Source organism: Alcanivorax sp. UBA3183 (genome assembly GCF_002364155.1).
Taxonomy (GTDB): domain Bacteria; phylum Pseudomonadota; class Gammaproteobacteria; order Pseudomonadales; family Alcanivoracaceae; genus Alcanivorax; species Alcanivorax jadensis.
The window spans coordinates 124,265-144,881 of sequence record NZ_DEXN01000017.1; the positions used below are offsets into that span (position 1 = coordinate 124,265).

A 20,617-nucleotide genomic window follows, 5' to 3' on the forward strand; every position below is an offset into this window, starting at 1 on the left:
CGCTCCACTCGTCACGCTTTTTGCGTGCTGGCGTGAAGCGTGTGGCGTGCCAGCCAGCCGGAGGCTATATGACCACCACCTTCCAGAACCGCGTTACCCTGGAAAAGAAAAATGACATTGCCTATGTCACTTTGAACCGGGCCGACAAGTACAACGGCCTGGATTTCGCCATGATGGAAGGACTGGTGGAAGCTGCCAAAGCCGTACGCAAGGACAAGAGCCTGCGCGTGGTCATCATGCAGGGCGAAGGCAAGGCCTTTTGTGCCGGGCTGGATTTCGGCACGGTGATGAAACAGCCGCTGAAATTACTGAAAGGTTTTACCAAATACGGCGTCAAGAAAACCAACCTGTTTCAGGAAGTCTGCTGGTGCTGGCGCGAGCTGCCCATTCCGGTCATCACTGTGCTGCATGGTTACTGCTACGGTGGCGGCATGCAGATCGCCCTGGCAGCGGATTTCCGTATCAGCACACCGGACTGCGAAATGTCGATCATGGAAATCAAGTGGGGGCTGATCCCGGACATGACAGGCAGTGTCACCCTGCGCGAACTGGTTCCCATGGATGTGGCCAAAGAACTGACCATGACCGGCCGCCTGTTCAAGGGTGACGAAGCCAAGACCCTGAATCTGGTCACCCGGGTTGCCGACGACCCACTGGCGGAAGCCGAGCAACTGGCCGAGGCCATCAAGACCCGTTCCCCGGATGGCATCAGCGTGGCCAAGAGTCTGTTCCAGCAAACCTGGAATGTACCGGAAGCCCAAGCCTTCGATACCGAAAGCAAACTGCAGTTCAAGCTGCTGCGCGGCAAAAACTATCGTCGCGCCCTGCAGGCGGGACAGAAAAAGGAAGCACCGCAATTCGGCCCCCGCGAGCGGGACTACTGAGGGAATCTCTGAGTTGACGCCTGACGCCAGCCCCTGAGCAGCGTAAAGACGCCTTTTCACGCCACGCGCTTTATCTGTTTTGACCGGTCTGGCGCCCCGCATCAGGCGTCCTTGCTGTTTTCTTTGCCATCCTGTCTCCAACTTTTGCCATCCAGCACCATCCACTGCCAACCCACCCCTGTTTCGTAGCCGCTTCTTACGGCATACTCAGGCAAAAATCTGAGTTTGTTGAGGCACAGCATGATTTCCGTGGCCGAAGCCAGCGGCGGCTTTTCCGCCCTGACCCGCATGTACAAACGTCTGGTCGATGAATTTATCGGGCAGCTCCCGCTGCAACCCCAGTCATTCCCTCTGGCCCCCACCGAGGATGCCTTCCAGCAAGGCATGTGTGCCGACACCACCTATGTGGTGAAAGGTGGCATGCTGGGCATGCGCTGCCAGACTCGCAAACTGTTTACCTGGGACGAGGGGGACATGATTCTCCCAGACGCTGGCAGCGACGAGGTCAACTACTACGCAGAAAGCGCAGTGTTACTGGCCGCCTACCCCACCGTAAAACTGGTGGAAGCGGCGCTGGCCGATGAACAACTGGCGCGACTGTGGACACGCATCCTCACCATCCAGCAGGCCATGCTGGTACGCCTGCTGGCGGCCCATGTGCCGGAAGAAAGCCATACCACCCCAGGCTTTGCCTACTTTGAACCCGGCGACGTGATCATCCGCCAGGGGGAACCGGCGGATTATGTCTTCAGCCTGTTCGAAGGTCAGGCGGATGTGCTGGTGGATGATGTGGTCGTGGGCCATGTCAGCGAAGGCGAAGTCCTCGGCGCTATCGCCCTGCTTACTCACTCACCGCGCAGCGCCACGGTGAGGGCAAAACGCCGCTGCTCCGTGGTCAAGGTGCCCAAGCATCAATTCAAGGACCTGATCCGCACCAACCCTGGCATGATCCACAGCCTGCTTACCGACATGGCTCGGCAGGTCACCGATCTCAATAGTCAGGTGGTCCAGCTGTCCGCCTGAGCCTGTAAGGTCCTGTATTGTCCCTCCCGGAACAGGGGCCCATATTGGAGTCACAGAGGTTGGCCCGGACAACTTCTCGCAAGGCCGACCTTCGTCCACAGCCAGGGAGGTCCCGACCATGCGCCATATTCTCTCCATCGCCATCATTATCTGCCTGTTGATTCTGGTGGCGGTCTATTTCCTGTCTGACTCCGAGCCCGAGATCACCCAGCCCGGCTTTATCCTGGAGCCAGAGCAGCAAACCGTTACCACACCGCAATCCGCTTCCAGCCGCCAGGATAATCCCGGTGAAACGTCCTCGCCCGCAGAGTACTGATCCCGGCTCTCTGGCGGACACAGACTGCACCGGGAGGATCCACAAACGGAACGGCTGACGGCGAGGGGCGAGAAGTGAAGAGCAGAAAACTACTATAGCCGAGAGCCTTGCCCTTCAAGACTTGCGTCTACCAACACAAGCCAGGCCCTGCGGTTATGACCGGGAACAGACCGGGCAGGTCGGATCTTTATGAAAGCGCATTTCCCGCCAGGACAGGGTTCGACCGTCAAACAACCGTAGGGTGGCGGGCAAAGGTTTGCTCTGCAGCACCTGTATGGCAGCCAGGGCCTGCAGGGTGCCGATGGTACCCACCACCGGGCCGACGATGCCCGCCTGGCTGCAGGCCAGATCGCCGTCGGTGCCATCGCCGTAGACGCAGGCATAGCAGGCGCTGTCCGCCTGGCGCAGGTCGAACACCGCCAGTTGCCCGTCCATGCGGATGGCGGCGCCACTGATCAGCGGCTTCCGGTGAGCCACACAGGCCTGATTGATGCTCTGACGCGTGGCGAAATTATCGGTGCAGTCCAGCACCACACTGGCCGCTGCCACCTCCCGGTCCAGCCAGTCGACGTCGACCCGCAGGGTATGCGCTTGCACCGACACCTCCGGGTTCAGCGCCAGCAATTGCGCCTTCAGGGCCTCGGCCTTGGACTGGCCCACATCTGCGCTCCGAAAGGCCACCTGCCGATGCAGGTTGCTCAATTCCACTGCATCATCGTCTGCCAGCACCAGCTCGCCGACCCCGGCACCAGCCAGGTATAACGTTGCCGGGCTGGCAAGCCCGCCACAGCCCACCACCAACACCCGCGCCCCGGCCAGGGCGTCCTGCCCGGCCAGATCAAATTCCTCCACCATCAACTGGCGGCTGTAGCGAAGTAGCTGGTCATCGTTGAGCATCGTCATCTCGCTGGCACGCAAAGGCTCTGGCATTCCATGGTGCAGTTCGCTGCGCTCAGTGCACCCTACTGATTCGGTGTTCGGGGTTTTCGCTGTTAACTATTCACTATTAACTGTTAACTGCCCCACCGTCACCCGCTCATTCCCCCCCAGGTCCTGCTCGGTGCGCACCGCGTCAAAGCCGCCCTCTTCCATCAGTGCTCGCACCTCACTGCCCTGTTGGTAACCATGTTCCAGCAGCAACCAGCCACCGGCAACCAGACAGCCTGAAGACTGCTTGATGATGGTGGCCAGGTCCGCCAGGCCCCGCTGATCTGCCACTAACGCAGAGCGCGGTTCGAAGCGCACATCGCCTTCTTCAAGGTGATGATCCGTCGGGTCGATATAGGGCGGGTTGCTGACGACCAGGTCGAACGGGCCATCGCAGCCCTCCAGCCAGTTGCCCTGCTGCAAGGTGACCCGGGCAAACAAGTCACGGGCGTTGCACTGGGCCACCGACAGGGCCTCGGCACTCAGATCAATCAGGGTCACCTGCCACTGGGGGCGCTCCAGAGCCAGGGACAGGCCAATGGCACCGGTACCGGTGCCCAGGTCCACGACCCGGGCGGGGCCGGCGGGCCCTAGCTGCAAAGCCAGCTCCACCAGGGTTTCGGTGTCCGGGCGGGGGATCAGGGTGTCGGCGGTAACGGTGAAACGACGGCCAAAGAATTCACGCTCGCCGGTCAGGTGAGCCACTGGCTCACCCTGTTCGCGGCGAGTCAGCAGGGCCAGAAATCGCTGCTGCTGCTGCGCATCCAGCTCTCTTTCCGGCCAGGTGAACAGAAAGCTGCGCGGCCGCGCCAGCACATGGCACAGCAGCACCTGGGCGTCCAGGCTCGCACTGGGAGACGCTGCAAGCCGCTCACGGGCCTGACGCAGGGCCGCATCAATGCGCATCTCAGCTGTCGCCCAGGGTCGCCAACAGATCCGCCTGGTGTTCGGACATCAACGCACCCAGCAATTCATCCAGGTCCCCTTCCATGATTTCACCGAGCCGGTAAAGCGTCAGGTTGATGCGATGATCGCTCACCCGACCCTGGGGATAATTATAGGTTCGAATACGCTCGGAACGATCCCCGGAGCCCACCAGGGATTTACGCTCGGCCGCCTGCTCCGCATGGGCGGCATTCTGCTGGGCATCATACAGTTTGGCGCTGAGCAGGCTCATGGCCTTGGCCTTGTTCTTGTGCTGGCTACGCTCGTCCTGGCATTCCACCACCACGCCGGTGGGCAGGTGGGTAATACGCACAGCGGAGTCGGTGGTGTTCACGTGCTGACCACCGGCACCGGATGAACGGTAGGTGTCGATACGCAGGTCTTCGGTGCGAATCTGGATATCACCAAGATCCTCGGCTTCCGCCATGATCGCAACCGTACAGGCGGAGGTATGAATACGCCCCTGGGATTCCGTCGCGGGCACTCGCTGCACCCGATGGGCACCGGATTCAAACTTGAAGCGGGAATAGACACCATCACCGATGACCCGTGCGATCACTTCCTTGTAGCCGCCATGCTCGCCTTCGCTGGCACTCACCAGCTCGACTTTCCAGCCATTCTGCTCGGCATATTTGCTGTACATGCGGAACAGGTCACCGGCAAAAATCGCCGCCTCATCACCGCCGGTACCGGCGCGTACTTCCAGAAACACATTGGCACCGTCGCGGGGGTCCTTGGGCAACATCAGCTTCTGCAGCTCGTCAGCCAGTGCATCCATCCTGGTGGTCGCGTCACGGGCTTCTTCCTGGCCCATTTCGCGCATCTCAGGATCACTGTCATCCTGCATTGCCCTGGCGGCGTCCAGGTTGGCAGCGACTTTCAGGTAATCCTGATAACACTTCACCACCGGATCGATTTCCGAATATTCTCGAGACAGGTCCCGAAACTTTTTCTGGTTACCAATAATCTCCGGGTCCGACAACAGGCCGGACAATTCTTCAAAACGGTCGGCCAGCTTTTCCAGCTTGCCTTGCAAAGACGCTTTCATAAGGCCCTCAGAGGGATTTATTTCGGTTCGGACGGGGTGTCCGGGTCGTCAAGCAGCAACTCGCGGGCCAGCAGCAATGATTCTGCCCGGCCCTCCGCCGCCAGCTTGCGCAGGGTCACACTGGGCGTATGCAGCCACTTGTTGACCAGGGAATGCTGAAACTTGCGCAGTACCTGCTCCGGGTCTCCGCCGTTGTGCAGCTGCTGGAGCGCTTTCTCCAGCTCGCTCTCGGCCAGGCTGGTACGCTGCTGGCGATACTCTCGCAGCACGCTCACCGCATCCTGCTCACGGCGCTGGCGACGGTGGCGGACGATGGCATCGCGAATCAGCTCGGCAGCCTCCTGGGCGGCCTGCTGTCGGGCACGAACATTTTCCTGAATCGCTTCCTGCAGATGATCCACCGTGTACAGATAGACATCATCCAGGTCACCCACCTCGGGCTCGATATCGCGAGGCACGGCGATATCGACCATGAACATGGGTTTGTGACGACGTTTTTTCAGGGCTCGTTCGATCATCCCCTTACCCAGGATAGGCAGGGGCGCAGCGGTACAGGAAATCAGGATATCCGCCCGCTCCAGAGCCACCGGCAACTCTTCAAGGCTGATGCCGCGACCGCCGACACTGGCAGCCAGCTCCGCAGCCCGTTGCTGGGTACGGTTGGCGATGGTGATTTCGCTGACCTGTTGTTCGTTGAGGTGACGCGCCACCAGCTCGATCATCTCCCCGGCGCCGATCAACAGAGCGCGGCTCTTTTTCAGGTCGGCAAAGATATGGCGGGCAAAGGACACCGCTGCATAGGCCACGGATACCGGGTTGGCGCCGATACCGGTTTCGGTGCGGATGCGTTTGGCCACCGAGAACACTTCCTGGAACAGCCGCGACAACTCGCCATTCAACAACCCCGCCTCATGGGCACGGGCATAGGCTTCTCGCATCTGACCCAGAATCTGCGGCTCGCCCAGTACCAGCGAGTCCAGGCCGCCGGCCACCCGCATCATGTGTTCCAGGGCCTGCTCGCCCTGGTGCTGATAGAGCACGGACACCAGCTTGTCCACCGGCAGGTGGCGGCTTTGCGCCAGCCAGGCAGCAAAATCCGGCACTGCCTCGTCAACCAGACAATACAGTTCGGTACGGTTACAGGTGGAAAGCAGGGCCGCCTCGCGCACCCCGGGCATGTCTCGCAGGCTGGCCAGCGCCGCTTCCGCCTGCTGCGTGGAGAACGCCAGACGTTCACGCAACTCCACATCCGCGGTGGTGTGATTTACGCCAACAGCGACTAGATTCATAGACTCTCGTGCCCGCAGCAGACCCGGGCCACTTTCCTCACCGGTTTACACAAGGGCGGCAGTTCATGGAGCGATCATTATGGAACTGTCTGCCTGCCGCACCCGTCAGAAGGCAATAGCCCGGTGAAAACAGGCCACGCAAGGGTCACGCATTTTGCGTGAAAGCGCCCTCCAAAACAATGACGACCCCGCTGATCAACGGCATAGGAAGGACTTATAACGACCGGGTTTGGGCAATCCCGGATCGCTGTGCCATGATAGCCGGACCATCAAACAGGCATACTGGTTAATGACGCGATTCGCTTTTTTGCCGCTGTGCGGCGCCCTGCTGCTCAACGGCTGCGCCAGCAAGACACCGGCCCCGACACCCGCCGACCCTGAGCCACCTGCGGCCACCCAGAGCGCCCCGAGCTATGACAGCGAGACCCTTTCGGACCTGCTGGTAGCGGAAGTGGCCGCCCAGCGGCAGTCTCTGGGCGTGACCCTCGCCTATTACAGCCAGGCGGCCCGTACCACCGGCGATCCACAGGTGATCAGCCAGGCGGCACAACTGGCCCATTATCTGGAAGATCACCAGCAGACCCTGGCGCTGAGTCAGCTGTGGCTGGAGAAGGCCCCCGCCAACGAAGAGGCCCTGCAACTGGCCATTCTTTCGGAAATTCGTCTGGGCAACATCGACGCGGCCAGCCGCTATCTGGACACCCTGCTCGGCGAACACGGCGGCGACGCCCTGGGCCGACTGGTCAGCCAGGCGCGCGGGCTGGATGCCCAGGGCAACCAGCAACTGGTACAGGCACTGGCGCAACTGTCCGACCGTTATCCGAAACAGGCACCACTGTGGTACGCCCGCGCCCTGTGGCTGGAACATGAAAACGATTATGCCGGCGCCCTTGAGGCAAACGAACGGGCGCTGGATCTGATGCCCCGTCACGAAGATGCTCTGCTTCTCAAAGCCCAGTTACTGCACAAACTTGGCGAAGAAAAGCAGGCCCTGCGCCACCTGAAAAAACTGGTTCGCAAATATCCACAGGCACGGCGCCCCCGGATTGCCTACATCCGCATGCTGCTGGCCGCCGGTGAAACCGGCAACGCAGAGAAACAGCTTGTCACCATGGCCGAGCAGCATCCGGAAGATCTGGATCTGCGCTTCTCGCTGGCCCTGCTGGCCCTGGAAGCGGGCGCCACCGAACCGGCCCGCCGGCAACTCCAGTCCCTGCTGGCCGAGAATTATCGACCCGATGACATGCACCTCTATCTGGGCCAGGCCGCCGAACAGGCCGAACAGCCGGACCAGGCAGTGGACCATTACCTCAAAGTCCAGGGGCCCCAGGCGGTTCGCGCCAGCGTCCAGGCTGCCCGTCTGCTCTACCAGCAGGGCAACAGCGATCAGGCCAGCGCGCTGATGGCCAGCCTGGCCAAGCAGCATCCGGAGCTGGCCACCAGCCTCACCGTCACCGAAGCGGAAATGCGTAACAATATCGGTGACCCTCAAGGCGCCCTTGTCCTGCTTGACCGGGCTGTGAAGGCAGAACCGGATAACACCGAACTGCTCTACAGTCGGGCCATGATCGCGGAAAAGACTGGCGATATGGAAAAACTGGAAAGCGATCTGCGGCGGGTACTGTCCATCAAGCCAGACGATGCCAGCGCCCTCAACGCCCTGGGCTATACACTGGCCAACCGCACCCAGCGCCTGGACGAAGCCTACGACTATATTTCCCGAGCTCTGGCATTACGCCCGGACGATCCGGCCATCCTGGATTCCATGGGCTGGGTACTCTACAAACGTGGCGAGCTGGAAGCCGCCAGGGACTACCTCCGCCGGGCCTACGACAAATTCCCCGACCCGGAAGTGGCCGCCCATTACGGCGAAGTCCTCTGGGTACTGGGCGCCCAGCACCAGGCCCGCCAGGTATGGCGTGACACCCTGGACAGCAACCCGGACGCCCCGCATATCCGTGAAGTCATGGAAAAACTCGGAGCCCGCCTGTGACCCTGAGCCCCATCCGCATCATCAGCCTGGTATTTGTCGCCCTGGCCCTGAGCGCCTGTCAGCTGCGCCCCACTACCACCGGCACCTTCGAGCATCCGAACCAGATCGACCGCTGGGCGATGAGCGGGAAGCTCGGCTACCGCACCGCCAATGACGGCGGCAGCGCCTCCTTCGACTGGACCCAGAAACCCAATCGGGGACAGATCCGCTTTTCCGGCCCGCTGGGTTTCGGTAGCGCCGACCTGCGCTGGGACAGTGGCCGGGCCGAACTGATTACCGCCAAGGAACAGTATCAGGCACGCAGCCCCGGCGAACTGGCCTGGCACCTGACCGGCTTCTGGCTGCCGGTGTCCGCCCTGCAATACTGGGCCCGTGGCCTGCCCTGGCCCGGTGCCCACGGCGAGGCCGACTATGACGAAGACGGCCACCTGCAAACCCTGCAGCAACTGGGCTGGAGCCTTGAGTTCGACCGTTACCAGCCGGTCGCCGGCGTCACCCTGCCCTATCGCATCAAGGCGCGGCAGAACGGTAATCGCTTTACACTGCTGATCAAGGACTGGCAGCCCGGCGCCGAAAAATGACCATGTTTACCCTTCCGGCCCCCGGCAAGCTGAACCTGTTCCTGCATATCACCGGACGGCGACCGGACGGCTACCATGAGCTGCAAACCCTGTTCGCCCTGCTCGATCAGGGCGACACCCTGCACTTTGCTGCGGCGGACACCCTGACCCTGGAATGCGATCAGGCCGAGGTGCCCACCGACCACAGCAATCTGATCCTGCGGGCTGCCCGCCTGCTGCATACCCATACCGGCTGCCAGCAAGGTGCCCGCATCGTCCTGGAGAAACACCTGCCCATGGGCGGTGGCGTCGGCGGCGGCTCCTCCGATGCGGCCACCGCCCTGCTGGGACTCAATGCGCTATGGGGGCTGAACCTGTCCGAGGACACCCTGGCAGAACTGGGGCTGTCACTGGGGGCGGACGTGCCGGTCTTTGTGCGCGGCAAAAGTGCCTGGGCGGAAGGGGTCGGCGAGCGAATTACCCCGGTTTCTCTGCCGAACGACGCTTTTTTGGTCATTCATCCCGGAATTCATGTGTCAACTGCTCGAATTTTCGGCGACCGGCAATTGACAAGGGATACCCCCGTCAGTAAATTACCGGCCTCGCTTGAGGTGGTGCTGACCCGCGACTTTCGCAATGACTGTGAAGCGGCAGCAATACGGCAATTTCCAGAAATCGGGAAGTTGCTACACTGGCTCAAGCAACATACGGGAAATGCCCGTATGACCGGCACTGGCGCTTGTTGTTTTGCACGCCTTGCCGAAGTGCAACAGGGGCAGCATTTGCTGCAACAGTTGCCACAACACTGGACAGGTTTCGTCGCTCGAAGCTGTAATACTTCTCCTCTCCACCAGATTCTGGGAGAGACACTGGCGAAGTTTCGAGAGACACAGAATTCAGGAAAATCTGCACAAATTGGTAAATAGTGCAGACCTGAGACCGAGTGTTGGGGTATAGCCAAGTTGGTAAGGCAACGGGTTTTGATCCCGTGATTCCCAGGTTCGAGTCCTGGTACCCCAGCCATTTTCTTGCCCGGAGCCCTCCCCCCTTTCCTCGGAGGCTCCCGAAATTCACGACTCAAGAGGGACGCCAGTGTCCAAACTCGTCGTTTTCACCGGTAACGCTAATCCCGAACTGGCCCAGGCCATGGTCAAACACCTGAACCTGCCCATTGGCAATGCCGATGTGGGCACCTTCAGCGATGGTGAAGTGGCCGTGGAAATCCAGGAAAACGTGCGCGGCAAAGACGTCTTTATCGTGCAATCCACCTGCAACCCCACCAACAACAACATCATGGAGTTGCTGGTGATGGCCGACGCCCTGCGTCGTTCCTCTGCAGGCCGGATCACCGCCGTGATGCCCTACTTCGGTTACGCCCGCCAGGATCGCCGGGTGCGTTCCGCACGGGTGCCGATCACCGCCAAGGTGGTCGCCGACATGATCACCGCTGTGGGCATCGACCGGGTTGTTACCGTCGACCTGCACGCTGACCAGATTCAGGGCTTCTTCGATATTCCGGTGGACAACGTCTACGCCACCCCGCTGATCGTGGCGGATATCGAACGCCAGAACCACGATGACCTGATGGTGGTATCCCCAGACGTGGGTGGCGTGGTTCGTGCCCGCGCCCTGGCCAAGCAGCTCAACGATGCCGACCTGGCCATCATCGACAAGCGCCGCCCCAAGGCCAATATTTCCCAGGTGATGCATATCATCGGTGAAGTAGAAGGTCGCACCTGTATCCTGGTGGACGACATGGTCGATACCGCCGGCACCCTGTGCAAGGCTGCCCAGGCCTTGAAAGACCACGGCGCCGCCAAGGTCTACGCCTACATTACCCACCCGGTATTGTCTGGCCCGGCCATCGACAACATTGCCAACAGCGCGCTGGACCAGCTGGTCGTCACCGACACCATCCCGCTGTCCGAAGCCGGCCGCGCCTGCGCCAACATCCGCGTGCTCAGCCTGGCCCCCATGCTGGCCGAAACGGTACGCCGGGTGAACAACGAAGAATCCCTGAGCGCCATGTTCGACCGCCTGGAGCTGGTATAACCCCGGTTTCCAGCTGAAAGGGAAAAGTTGAAGCGCGGACAGGACCCTCTTGTACCGCCACCGCAGAGGCCGCGCACCCATTTGGGGCGCGGCCTCCTGCATTTGCGCTAGTACCAGCCTATCCCGCGTTGCAACCTGGAACTTTCAACTCGCAACCCGCCTCTCCGTCTGGCGTCTGGCGTCCTTTTCGTTCATAATCGCGCCCCCGCGGAATCCTCCGTGGTTTATCAACCTCTCTGGCCGACCTGGTCGCGGGACGCCCGAGAGCTTAATGGAGACATATCATGTCCAATGAATTCCAGCTATTCGCTGAAAGCCGCAGCGACATGGGGAAAGGTGCGAGCCGCCGCCTGCGTCGTCTGCAAGAACGTGTTCCCGGCATCATTTACGGTGGCAAAGACGAGCCGCAGATGATCAGTGTGGAACTGCGCGAACTGAAAAAGGCTCTGGAAACCGAAGCTTTCTACAGCCACGTACTGACCCTGAAACTGGATGGCACCGAGGTGCAGGCAGTCCTGCGCGATATGCAGCGTCATCCGGCCAAAGGTCACCCGATGCACGTGGATTTCCTGCGCGTCGACAAGACCCACAAGATCACCATGAACGTGCCCCTGCACTTCACCAATGAAGAAAGCTCCATTGGCGTTAAGAAACAGGGCGGCGAGATCCAGCACAACATCGCCGAGGTGGAGATCAGCTGTCTGCCCCAGAACCTGCCAGAGTTCATCGAAGTGGACATGGCAGCGGCCGAGCTGGACACCATTATCCACCTGTCCGATCTGAAACTGCCGAAAGGCGTGGAACTGACTCAGCTCGCGCTGGGCGACGACCACGACCAGCCGGTAGCCGCGGTTCACGCGCCGAAAGTTCGTGCTTCTGCTGACGACGAAGACGGCGAAGGCGAAGCTGAAGCCGCTGGCGAGGAATAAGACGCACTGTGGCTGTGGCGGAACCGGTTCGACTGATCGTAGGCCTGGGTAACCCGGGTCGCGAATACGAGGACACCCGCCACAATGCCGGCGTCTGGTATGTGGACGCCCTGGCTCGTCGCCAGGGCGTTTTCCTTTCTGAAGACAAGAAATACTTCGGCCTTACCGGCACCTTTACCTTCGAAGGCGAAACCGTTCGTCTACTGGTCCCCACTACCTTCATGAACCGCAGTGGTCAGGCCACCGCCGCTCTGGCGAATTTCTTCAAGATTCCTGTCACGCAGATGCTCGTCGCCCATGACGAACTCGACCTGCCCCCCGGTTGTGCCCGCTTCAAACAAGGCGGCGGCCATGGCGGCCATAACGGTCTGCGCGACATCATCAGCAGGCATGGCAACAGCCGCGACTTCTACCGGCTACGCATCGGCATCGGCCACCCCGGCTCCGCCGACCGCGTCACTCCCCATGTACTCAACAAGCCCTCCCAGGCCGACCGCGACCTGATCGACCGCGCCATTGACGAAGCGGCCTATCACACCGCCGATATGCTGCGCGGGGATTTGAACGGGGCGATGAATCGACTGAACGGGTTTAAAGCCTGACGGTAGCTTCTAGCTTTGATCGCCCTACGGACGATTCCGTGCTTCGCACGGTTCGCCATGCAAGCATGAGCTCCTACAGCGGCCTCGTAGAAATGCCCCCCTCCCTATCCAACGAGCGTAGCTCGTAGCTGATTCTTACCTATCCTGCGCGTACATCGCCAACAGCCACTTCCCCGCCGGCCGGGCTCGCCAATTTTCCATCTGCTTGCGCAATGTCGGCGACAGCGTTGTTTCATCGAACAGATCCCAGGGTGAGCCTTGCGGGCTAATCAACGGCGCCAGCATGCTGGCAGCGGTGATATCTGCCAGGCTGAAGCGGTCGCCCACCAGATACTGGCCTTGGCCTTTCTTCAACTCGCTTTCCAGCAACACCAAAGCCTCTTCCACCCGCTGCTCGGACCGCATCACCCGTTGCGGGTTGATGGCATAACCTCGACGGATTGCTTCACGAACCAGCGGCTTGGCCAACCGCTCCAAGGGACCGGGCAGGCCGCAGTCGCCCACCAGGGCCGTCATTACTTCCGATCGATCCAGAATCTGACCGTACACCCAGCGCCGGACATGCACACCGTAACGGTCAAACTGCTGCTCCAGCTCAATCACCCGGGCACGCGCATCACCGGCCTTGGGCAACAGCGGCTGGTCGGGGTAATACTTTTCCAGGTAGTAGGCAATTTTGGTGGAATCGCTCACCCGACGCTTGCCATCGCGCAGCAACGGCACCGTATTGGTGCGGGCCAACCACTGGGTACGCACCCGGTGCGTCACCGGCAGCAGATTAACGGTACGGTACGCCAGACCCTTGTGATCCAGCTGCCAGCGGGATTTCTCGCAATAATGGGAGATGGGGAACTGGTAAAGAATACGCTCGGCCATGGTGACTCTTGTTCAGTTTTGCGGACTTGCAGTCTAGCCGCCCCCTGTCCCGTCGTTAGCGGCAACAGCGCCTGACACGCCCGTCCCGCCAGCAACCCGGCTTCACCCTGATCCCGCACCTGCCACGGTCGCTTTTTTGCCCCGGCTTGCGTAGCATTGCGGCCTCGAAAAACGGAGGTCTGTCATGGGTTTCAAATGCGGTATCGTCGGTCTGCCCAACGTGGGGAAATCCACCCTGTTCAACGCGCTGACCAAAGCGGGGATTGATGCCGAGAACTTCCCGTTCTGCACCATTGAGCCCAACACCGGGGTAGTACCGATTCCTGACCCGCGGATGGACAAGCTGTCCGCCATTGTCAGCCCGGAGCGGATAATGCCTGCCACCATGGAATTCGTGGATATCGCCGGCCTGGTGGCCGGGGCCTCCAAGGGCGAAGGCCTGGGTAACAAGTTTCTCGCCAACATCCGCGAGACAGATGCCATCGCCCACGTAGTGCGCTGTTTCGATGACGAAAATGTGATCCACGTGTCCGGCAAGGTCTCGCCACTGGATGATATCGACATCATCAACACCGAGCTGGCGCTGGCCGATCTGGACACCGTGGAGAAGGCCCACCTGCGTGCCACCAAAGCCGCCAAGGGGCAGGACAAGGACGCCAAGGGCCTGCTGCCCGTGCTGGACAAGGTACTGCCCGCCCTCAACGAAGGGGAACCGGCACGTTCCGTGGATCTGACCGATGATGAGCGCAAGGCCATCAAGAGTCTGAACCTGCTGACTCTGAAGCCGACCATGTACATCGCCAACGTGGACGAAGGCGGTTTTGAGGACAACGCCCTGCTGGACGCCGTGCGCGAACTGGCCGAGAAGGAAAATTCCTCCGTGGTGCCCATCTGCGCCAAGATCGAATCGGAAATTGCCGAGCTGGACGACGAAGAGAAAGCCGACTTCCTGGCCGACCTGGGCATGGAAGAGCCGGGCCTCAACCGGGTCATCCGCGCCGGCTTCAATCTGCTGGGTCTGCAGACCTACTTCACGGCGGGCAAGAAGGAGGTCCGCGCCTGGACCGTTCGCGTTGGCGCCACCGCCCCCCAGGCTGCCGGCGTGATCCACACCGACTTCGAGAAGGGCTTCATCCGCGCCGAAGTCACCGCCTACGATGACTATGTCGAGAATAACGGCGAGGCCGGCGCCAAGGATGCCGGCAAATGGCGCCTGGAAGGCAAGGAATATATCGTCAAGGACGGCGACGTAGTGCACTTCCGGTTTAACGTCTGAAGCATAGCGACTAGCCGCGAGCTTCTAGCTCAACAAAAAAGGCCGCACCCTTCCGGGGCGGCCTTTTCTTTGTTCGTAGGAGCGGCGCTCGAGCCGCGAACGTACTTGCGAATGCTTTCCCGGACGCCCCCTTTGGGCTTCGCGACTCATCCTCGCAGAGCACAGAGATCGTCGCTCCTACGGTGCCAATAGCTTAGTCTGTTCCGCCGGCGTTGACCGGCTCGAAGTCTTCATCCTTCAACTCCGGCAACTTCTCGTCACACCCCTGAATCCCCTGCTTCTTGAGATTATTGCAGACCCGGTCCAGCTTGTTGTCGACCGCGTGCATGTGATCCAGCAGAAGATGAATGGCTTCGGCCACCGGGTCGGGCATGTCGTTGCTGACACCATAGGCCTGAAAGCCGATCTTCTCTGCCATTTCCTGACGGTTCTTTTCCGTCTCGGTAATCGGCTTACTGACCACCCGGCCGGGAATGCCTATCACCGTCGCCCCTTCCGGCACCTCCTTGGTGACCACGGAATTGGAGCCGATCTTGGCGTTCTTGTGTACGGTGAACGGACCCAGCACCTTGGCGCCAGCGCCAACCACCACGCCATCCTCGAGGGTCGGGTGGCGCTTGCCTTTGCTCCAGCTGGTGCCACCCAGGGTGACGCCATGATAGAGCGTCACGTCATCGCCAATTTCTGCGGTTTCACCAATCACCACCCCCATGCCGTGGTCGATAAAGAAACGTCGACCGATTTTGGCGCCGGGATGAATTTCGATGCCGGTCATCCAGCGGGCGAATGTGGAAACGAAGCGCGCCAGTTGCTTGAAATTACGCCTCCACAAGCCATGGGCAAGACGATGAAACAGCACCGCATGCAGGCCAGGGTAATTGAGCAACACTTCCAGCGTGTTGCGCGCCGCGGGGTCCCGGTGGAATACCGACGCGATGTCCTCGCGTACTCGATCAAACATAGATACCTCGTCTTGGGCATAGCCGGTTGGATAACACGGGGGAGCGCGTGCTACTTCCCGTCATTGCTCGGCATTTTTCTTTCCAGCGCCACCAGCACACCACGCAGAATACTCATTTCCATTTTGTCCGGTCGCGCGCGCATAAACAAACGGCGCATGCGCGTCATGACCTGGCCAGGCTGCTGCGGATTGAGGAAACCGCTCTGCGCCATGACCTTCTCAAGATGATCCAGGAAACCGGCCACCGCTTCATTACTGGCCAGCGGCTCATCCCAGAACATCTCCGGCAGCGGCATGGCCTCGCGACGGGAACGGGATTCCTTGAGATCGAAATCATCGCCCAGCAGAGCCATGCGCAGCTCATAACTGATTAATTGGACCGCCGACGCCACATTCAAGACCCCGTACTCGGGATTGGTGGGCACGCTCACATGCAGATTACAGCGGCGCAGCTCGTCATTGGTGAGCCCACGGTCCTCACGACCGAACAGCACCGCAATACGGGTGTCATCCGGCTCGTGGGACAATTGCGCCGCCAGTTGTCGGGGCGTCAGACAGGGCCAGGGAATACGCCGCTGGCGGGCGCTGGTACCGATCACCAGGGTGGCGCCTTCCAGAGCCTCATCCAGGGTCTCGCAGACCTGGGCGGCTTCCAGCACGTCTCCTGCCCCGGAAGCCCGGGCAGTGGCTTCCACGGACGGGTAATCACGGGGCTGGATGAGTCTCAGGTCCGACATGCCCATGGTTTTCATGGCCCGGGCTGCGGCACCAATATTGCCGGGATGGGTGGTTTCCACCATCACAATACGCACATTTTCTAGCATGAGAGGTACCTGTACTCGGGTCTGGCCGGAAAAGGCGGCAATGTTATCATGGGAATCACTGAATAATCCCTTAAGTGGCGCCTAACGCTGCCCTGATCGCGCAGGCTCTGCTACAATCCGCGCCCCGGTTTATTTGGCCGGGCGCTCTTTGACAGCCCTAATACTTTTTTGAGGACAGATGCATGCATGCGCCGCAAGTGAATATTGCCCTGCGAGCCGCCCGTCAGGCGGGTAACCTGATTCGTCGTGCCGCCGAAAGCAATGACCCGTTATCTGTCAGCAAGAAAGGGATGAACGACTTCGTCACCGAAGTGGATCGTGCCGCCGAGCAGCGCATCATCGAGGTCATCCTCAAGGCCTACCCGGATCACAGCATCCTGGCCGAGGAATCCGGCGAAACCCGCGGCAAGGGTGACGGAGCTGACTATCAGTGGGTGATCGACCCGCTGGATGGCACCACCAACTTCATTCATGGCTTCCCCCAGTACTGCGTCTCCATTGCCCTGAAATACCGCGGCAAGCTGGAACACGCGGTCATTTACGATCCCAACCGGGATGAAGAATTTACCGCCAGCCGTGGTCGCGGCGCTGCCCTTAACGGCCGCCGTATCCGCTGCACCAACCGCCCCGGTCTGGAAGGCTGCCTGATCGGCACCGGTTTCCCGTTCCGCAAGGACCAGGCGCCACACATGGACGCCTACCTGGGCATGTTTGCCGACATCGCTGCTGCCACCGCCGGCCTGCGCCGCCCGGGCTCTGCGGCCCTGGACCTGGCCTGGCTGGCCGCTGGCCGCCTGGACGGCTTCTTCGAATTCGGCCTGTCCGAGTGGGATCTGGCCGCCGGCGCCCTGCTGATCACCGAAGCCGGTGGCCTGGTGGGCGACCTGAGCGGTGGCCACAAATTCCTGGAAAGCGGCGGCATCGTTGCCGGCAGCCCGAAAGTCTTCAAGGGGCTGCTGCAGAAGATCAAGCCGCATCTGAACGACGGTTTGCGTCGATAGATTTTCTATCGGACGTCGTTGTAGGCGCGCCGCTTGAGGCGCGAATCGGCAAAATTCGAGGCGAGTACCGAGAAGCGAGTCGCGAAAGGCGATACGAACTTCGGTTTTGATTTTCGTTACTCGCTTCTCGGTACTCGCTCCGTATCATTCGCGCCTCAAGCGGCGCTCCTACGGCCGCGTTATTGCAACGCCCTCCCTGTGCCTTCCTGTCTTTTCCTTAGACCCCGAACCGATTTTTCTCTTCCGGCATGGACATCTGCCCTTGCTTTGCTAGCGTAATACGCAACACGCTGCAAAAAGCTCGGGAGATGTACGATGACGGTTACCCTCACTGACAACGCCCTGTTTCGCCAGCAGTGCTATATCAATGGCCGCTGGTGCGATGCGGATGACGGCGCCACCTTCACCGTGACCAACCCGGCCACTGATGAAAGCCTGGGCACCTCGCCGCGGATGGGCGAAGCAGAAACCCGCCAGGCCATCGATGCCGCCCACGGGGCTTTTCCTGCCTGGCGGGATCTGCCCGCCGCGCAACGGGCCGTTTTACTGGAGGCCTGGCACGACCTGATGATGGAACACCAGGATGATCTGGGGCGACTGATGACCCTGGAACAGGGCAAGCCCCTGGCCGAGGCGAAGGGCGAAATCGCCTATGCCGCCTCCTTCCTGAAATGGTTTGCCGAGGAGGCGCGGCGTGCCTACGGCGATACCATCCCTGCCCCCAAGCCGGGCCAGCGGATTGTGGTGATCAAACAACCCATCGGCGTCACCGCCGCCATCACCCCCTGGAATTTCCCCTCGTCCATGATCACCCGCAAGGCCGGGGCCGCTCTGGCAGCCGGCTGCACCATGGTGGTCAAACCCGCCAGCGCCACCCCCTACTCCGCCCTGGCGCTGGCTGAGCTGGCCGAGCGCGCGGGCATTCCCGCTGGCGTGTTCAATGTGATTACCGGCAGCGCCGGGGCCATTTCCACCGCCCTCACTGACTCGCCCATTCTTCGCAAACTGAGCTTTACCGGGTCCACCGAAGTGGGCTCCAAGCTGATGGCCCAGTGCGCCAAGCACATTCAGAAAGTGTCCCTGGAACTGGGCGGCAACGCGCCCTTTATCGTCTTTGACGATGCCAACCTGGACAAGGCCGTGGAAGGCGCCATGGCCAGCAAGTTCCGCAACACTGGCCAGACCTGCGTGTGCGTTAACCGCTTTCTGGTACAGGACAGCATCCACGATGCTTTCGTGGAAAAGCTGAAAACCGCCATCGAGGCCATGAAAGTCGGTGATGGTCTGGAAGATGGCGTCAGCCAGGCGGCCCTGATCAACCGCGATGCCGCCGACAAGGTCATGGAGCATCTGGAAGATGCCCTGGGCAAGGGCGCCAAAGTGGTTACCGGCGGTCAACGCCATCAGCGAGGTGGCAACTTCGTGCAGCCCACCCTGATCACCGGCGTGACCACCGATGCGCAACTCTGCCAGGAAGAGACCTTTGGCCCGCTGGCCGCTGTGATTCCATTCCGCACGGAAGAGGACGCCATTCGCATTGCCAACGACACCCCCTACGGCCTGGCCGCCTATTTCTACAGCGACAACATCCACCGCTGCTGGCGCGTGGCAGAAGCACTGGAAAGCGGCATGGTGGGCGTCAACGAAGGTCTGATCTCCAACGCCGCCGCCCCCTTCGGCGGGGTCAAGGAATCCGGCCTGGGCCGCGAAGGTTCCCACCAGGGCATGGACGAATACCTGGAAGACAAGTACCTGTGTATGGGTAGCTAACAACAGCTTCACAAGACAGACTGCAAGCTGGGCTTTATCGCATCGCTTGCAGAAACCGGAGCGCTTCACCTCCACACAAACAGGCTTGCATCGCGGGCACGCATTGCCGCCACGGCCCAGACAGCCTGTATTGCAGCGTGGAGATAGCGACCTGCAGCTGATAAGGAGGCGGAATGGGACAAGCGTTGAACATCGCCCTGCTCCCCGGTGACGGCATCGGCCCGGAAGTGATGGACGTGGCGGAGGCGGTGCTGGACCTGCTGATACAGCGCTACCAGCTGCCGTTGGGGCATACCCGCTTTGACTGGCCTTCCCATGCCTGGCATCAGAGCCACGGCCAGATGATGCCCAGCGACGGGGTTGCACAACTGCGCGAATTTGATGCCATGCTGCTGGGCGCCCTGGGTGACCCGGGGCCGCTGGAAGACTCTTCCCGTTTTGTCCTTTCCGACAGCGTCTCGCTGGCGCCATTACTGGCCCTGCGTAAACAGCTGGACCTGTGGGCCTGCGAACGCCCGGCCCGCTGGCTGCCCGGCGCGCCCCAGTATCTGGCCGACCCGCGCGCCCGAGAGGTGGACATGCTGGTAATCCGCGAAAACAGTGAAGGCGAATACAGCGGCCAAGGTGGCCGGCTCGCCCCGGGTACAGCACAGGAAGTGGCCACCCAGGTAGAAGTGTTCACCGCCCGCGCCACCGAACGGCTGATCCGCCATGCGTTCCGACGGGCCCGTCAACGGTCCACCCAGCGGGAGGTTCCGCGCCAGTTCAAGAACGACAAGCACGCCCAGGTGTGCCTGATCACCAAACGCAACGCCCAGCCCTTCTGGGGCGACCTGTACACCGACACCTTTCACCGCATCGCCGCCGAGTTCCCCGATGTGCACATCCATCACGAGCTGGTGGATGCCGCCTGCATGAAGTTCGTACAGTGCCCCTGGCGCTTCGACGTGGTCGTCGCCAGCAATCTGCACGGCGACATTCTTACCGACCTGGCGGCGGTACTGTGTGGCGGCCCGGGCCTGGCCCCATCCGCCAACCTGAACCCGGATGAACCGTCGCTGCCGGCACTGTTCGAACCCGTGCACGGCAGCGCCCCGGATATTGCCGGCCAGAACCTGGCCGACCCCCGCGCTACCCTGATGAGCCTGGCCATGCTGCTAGACAATCTGGCCCACCATCACCCGGCCATCGGCAGCGCGGCACAACATCTGCATGACCTGATCCAGGCAGACCTAGCCCGCGAGGCAAACGGCGAAGCCTTTTCGGGCACCCGGGAAACCGGACAACGGCTATGTCAGTGGCTGGCAGCCTGAAGCGGCGCTGGCAAGCCAACAACAGAAA

Annotated in this window: 20 protein-coding genes and 1 tRNA gene; 14 read left to right on the forward strand and 7 right to left on the reverse strand. The window is 61.1% G+C overall.

What is annotated here, in order from left to right; translation table 11 throughout:
* The first annotated feature begins 68 nt into the window (after positions 1 to 68).
* The 3 genes from B3Q33_RS08015 (at position 69) to B3Q33_RS08025 (ending at position 2,223) form a co-directional block, all read left to right on the forward strand.
* Positions 69 to 884: a crotonase/enoyl-CoA hydratase family protein gene (locus tag B3Q33_RS08015; RefSeq protein ID WP_272962111.1), complete on the forward strand. Its 816-nt coding sequence runs from the start codon at positions 69 to 71 to the stop codon at positions 882 to 884.
* A 240-nt stretch (positions 885 to 1,124) separates the two neighbouring features.
* Positions 1,125 to 1,907, forward strand: coding sequence for a cyclic nucleotide-binding domain-containing protein (locus B3Q33_RS08020; protein ID WP_035248123.1), 783 nt, complete (start codon positions 1,125 to 1,127; stop codon positions 1,905 to 1,907).
* Positions 1,908 to 2,025: 118 nt separating this feature from the next.
* Positions 2,026 to 2,223 carry a hypothetical protein gene (locus tag B3Q33_RS08025; protein WP_035248124.1) on the forward strand — a complete coding sequence of 66 codons (198 nt, stop codon included), beginning with the start codon at positions 2,026 to 2,028 and terminating at the stop codon, positions 2,221 to 2,223.
* Positions 2,224 to 2,376: 153 nt separating this feature from the next.
* On the opposite strand, the gene B3Q33_RS08030 is transcribed toward B3Q33_RS08025, so the two are convergent.
* From B3Q33_RS08030 to hemA, 4 genes are all read right to left on the reverse strand, one after another.
* Positions 2,377 to 3,120 (reverse strand): HesA/MoeB/ThiF family protein, encoded by a 744-nt coding sequence (locus B3Q33_RS08030; protein ID WP_272962121.1) that lies wholly within the window; start codon positions 3,118 to 3,120, stop codon positions 2,377 to 2,379.
* A 99-nt stretch (positions 3,121 to 3,219) separates the two neighbouring features.
* Positions 3,220 to 4,056: a peptide chain release factor N(5)-glutamine methyltransferase gene (prmC, locus tag B3Q33_RS08035; RefSeq protein ID WP_272962109.1), complete on the reverse strand. Its 837-nt coding sequence runs from the start codon at positions 4,054 to 4,056 to the stop codon at positions 3,220 to 3,222.
* A 1-nt stretch (position 4,057) separates the two neighbouring features.
* Positions 4,058 to 5,143 (reverse strand): peptide chain release factor 1, encoded by a 1,086-nt coding sequence (gene prfA, locus B3Q33_RS08040; protein ID WP_035248130.1) that lies wholly within the window; start codon positions 5,141 to 5,143, stop codon positions 4,058 to 4,060.
* A 17-nt stretch (positions 5,144 to 5,160) separates the two neighbouring features.
* Positions 5,161 to 6,432, reverse strand: coding sequence for a glutamyl-tRNA reductase (gene hemA / locus B3Q33_RS08045; RefSeq protein WP_035248132.1), 1,272 nt, complete (start codon positions 6,430 to 6,432; stop codon positions 5,161 to 5,163).
* A 289-nt stretch (positions 6,433 to 6,721) separates the two neighbouring features.
* Between hemA and B3Q33_RS08050 the strand changes: the two genes are divergently transcribed.
* From B3Q33_RS08050 to pth, 7 genes are all read left to right on the forward strand, one after another.
* Entirely contained in the window at positions 6,722 to 8,425 is a 1,704-nt protein-coding gene (locus B3Q33_RS08050) for a tetratricopeptide repeat protein (protein WP_272962108.1), read from the forward strand.
* A complete protein-coding gene (lolB, locus tag B3Q33_RS08055; protein WP_272962107.1) occupies positions 8,422 to 9,006 on the forward strand; it encodes a lipoprotein insertase outer membrane protein LolB in 585 nt (194 codons plus the stop codon). Before B3Q33_RS08050 ends, lolB begins: the two co-directional genes overlap by 4 nt.
* A complete protein-coding gene (ispE, locus tag B3Q33_RS08060; protein WP_272962106.1) occupies positions 9,003 to 9,911 on the forward strand; it encodes a 4-(cytidine 5'-diphospho)-2-C-methyl-D-erythritol kinase in 909 nt (302 codons plus the stop codon). The genes lolB and ispE overlap by 4 nt, the downstream gene beginning before the upstream one ends.
* 21 nt (positions 9,912 to 9,932) lie before the next feature.
* Positions 9,933 to 10,008 (forward strand) — tRNA-Gln (locus B3Q33_RS08065).
* A 69-nt stretch (positions 10,009 to 10,077) separates the two neighbouring features.
* Positions 10,078 to 11,037, forward strand: a complete 960-nt coding sequence (locus B3Q33_RS08070) for a ribose-phosphate diphosphokinase (protein WP_035248141.1) — start codon at positions 10,078 to 10,080, stop codon at positions 11,035 to 11,037.
* A gap of 284 nt (positions 11,038 to 11,321) precedes the next feature.
* Positions 11,322 to 11,966, forward strand: coding sequence for a 50S ribosomal protein L25/general stress protein Ctc (locus B3Q33_RS08075; RefSeq protein WP_035248143.1), 645 nt, complete (start codon positions 11,322 to 11,324; stop codon positions 11,964 to 11,966).
* A gap of 14 nt (positions 11,967 to 11,980) precedes the next feature.
* Positions 11,981 to 12,568, forward strand: coding sequence for an aminoacyl-tRNA hydrolase (gene pth, locus B3Q33_RS08080; RefSeq protein WP_035248247.1), 588 nt, complete (start codon positions 11,981 to 11,983; stop codon positions 12,566 to 12,568).
* A gap of 135 nt (positions 12,569 to 12,703) precedes the next feature.
* Here pth and B3Q33_RS08085 read toward each other — a convergent pair whose 3' ends face one another.
* The gene (locus B3Q33_RS08085; RefSeq protein ID WP_272962105.1) at positions 12,704 to 13,444 is read right to left on the reverse strand and encodes a glutathione S-transferase family protein; all 741 of its coding nucleotides are present in this window, start codon (positions 13,442 to 13,444) and stop codon (positions 12,704 to 12,706) included.
* A gap of 184 nt (positions 13,445 to 13,628) precedes the next feature.
* Between B3Q33_RS08085 and ychF the strand changes: the two genes are divergently transcribed.
* Positions 13,629 to 14,720: a redox-regulated ATPase YchF gene (gene ychF / locus B3Q33_RS08090; RefSeq protein ID WP_272962104.1), complete on the forward strand. Its 1,092-nt coding sequence runs from the start codon at positions 13,629 to 13,631 to the stop codon at positions 14,718 to 14,720.
* A gap of 193 nt (positions 14,721 to 14,913) precedes the next feature.
* On the opposite strand, the gene cysE is transcribed toward ychF, so the two are convergent.
* Complete coding sequence (gene cysE, locus B3Q33_RS08095; protein WP_035248149.1) at positions 14,914 to 15,681, reverse strand: serine O-acetyltransferase; 768 nt, start codon at positions 15,679 to 15,681, stop codon at positions 14,914 to 14,916.
* 50 nt (positions 15,682 to 15,731) lie between these two features.
* On the reverse strand, positions 15,732 to 16,505 hold the full coding sequence (locus B3Q33_RS08100) for an RNA methyltransferase (protein ID WP_035248151.1): 774 nt from the start codon (positions 16,503 to 16,505) through the stop codon (positions 15,732 to 15,734).
* Between the two features lie 182 nt (positions 16,506 to 16,687).
* Between B3Q33_RS08100 and B3Q33_RS08105 the strand changes: the two genes are divergently transcribed.
* The 3 genes from B3Q33_RS08105 (at position 16,688) to B3Q33_RS08115 (ending at position 20,589) form a co-directional block, all read left to right on the forward strand.
* Entirely contained in the window at positions 16,688 to 17,506 is an 819-nt protein-coding gene (locus B3Q33_RS08105) for an inositol monophosphatase family protein (RefSeq protein ID WP_035248152.1), read from the forward strand.
* A 315-nt stretch (positions 17,507 to 17,821) separates the two neighbouring features.
* A complete protein-coding gene (locus B3Q33_RS08110) occupies positions 17,822 to 19,276 on the forward strand; it encodes an NAD-dependent succinate-semialdehyde dehydrogenase (protein ID WP_035248155.1) in 1,455 nt (484 codons plus the stop codon).
* A 173-nt stretch (positions 19,277 to 19,449) separates the two neighbouring features.
* Entirely contained in the window at positions 19,450 to 20,589 is a 1,140-nt protein-coding gene (locus B3Q33_RS08115) for an isocitrate/isopropylmalate dehydrogenase family protein (protein WP_273010203.1), read from the forward strand.
* Positions 20,590 to 20,617: the final 28 nt, after the last annotated feature.

Bases quoted from the DNA above. Each gene is read 5' to 3' on its own strand.
- ispE (WP_272962106.1), top strand. From the start codon at position 9,003: ATGACCATGTTTACCCTTCCGGCCCCCGGCAAGCTGAACCTGTTCCTG.
- ychF (WP_272962104.1), top strand. From the start codon at position 13,629: ATGGGTTTCAAATGCGGTATCGTCGGTCTGCCCAACGTGGGGAAATCC.
- B3Q33_RS08100 (WP_035248151.1), bottom strand. From the start codon at position 16,505: ATGCTAGAAAATGTGCGTATTGTGATGGTGGAAACCACCCATCCCGGC.
- B3Q33_RS08105 (WP_035248152.1), top strand. From the start codon at position 16,688: ATGCATGCGCCGCAAGTGAATATTGCCCTGCGAGCCGCCCGTCAGGCG.
- B3Q33_RS08075 (WP_035248143.1), top strand. From the start codon at position 11,322: ATGTCCAATGAATTCCAGCTATTCGCTGAAAGCCGCAGCGACATGGGG.
- B3Q33_RS08085 (WP_272962105.1), bottom strand. From the start codon at position 13,444: ATGGCCGAGCGTATTCTTTACCAGTTCCCCATCTCCCATTATTGCGAG.
- B3Q33_RS08015 (WP_272962111.1), top strand. From the start codon at position 69: ATGACCACCACCTTCCAGAACCGCGTTACCCTGGAAAAGAAAAATGAC.
- hemA (WP_035248132.1), bottom strand. From the start codon at position 6,432: ATGAATCTAGTCGCTGTTGGCGTAAATCACACCACCGCGGATGTGGAG.
- B3Q33_RS08115 (WP_273010203.1), top strand. From the start codon at position 19,450: ATGGGACAAGCGTTGAACATCGCCCTGCTCCCCGGTGACGGCATCGGC.
- B3Q33_RS08110 (WP_035248155.1), top strand. From the start codon at position 17,822: ATGACGGTTACCCTCACTGACAACGCCCTGTTTCGCCAGCAGTGCTAT.
- B3Q33_RS08030 (WP_272962121.1), bottom strand. From the start codon at position 3,120: ATGCTCAACGATGACCAGCTACTTCGCTACAGCCGCCAGTTGATGGTG.
- prmC (WP_272962109.1), bottom strand. From the start codon at position 4,056: ATGCGCATTGATGCGGCCCTGCGTCAGGCCCGTGAGCGGCTTGCAGCG.
- cysE (WP_035248149.1), bottom strand. From the start codon at position 15,681: ATGTTTGATCGAGTACGCGAGGACATCGCGTCGGTATTCCACCGGGAC.
- prfA (WP_035248130.1), bottom strand. From the start codon at position 5,143: ATGAAAGCGTCTTTGCAAGGCAAGCTGGAAAAGCTGGCCGACCGTTTT.
- B3Q33_RS08050 (WP_272962108.1), top strand. From the start codon at position 6,722: ATGACGCGATTCGCTTTTTTGCCGCTGTGCGGCGCCCTGCTGCTCAAC.
- B3Q33_RS08025 (WP_035248124.1), top strand. From the start codon at position 2,026: ATGCGCCATATTCTCTCCATCGCCATCATTATCTGCCTGTTGATTCTG.
- B3Q33_RS08020 (WP_035248123.1), top strand. From the start codon at position 1,125: ATGATTTCCGTGGCCGAAGCCAGCGGCGGCTTTTCCGCCCTGACCCGC.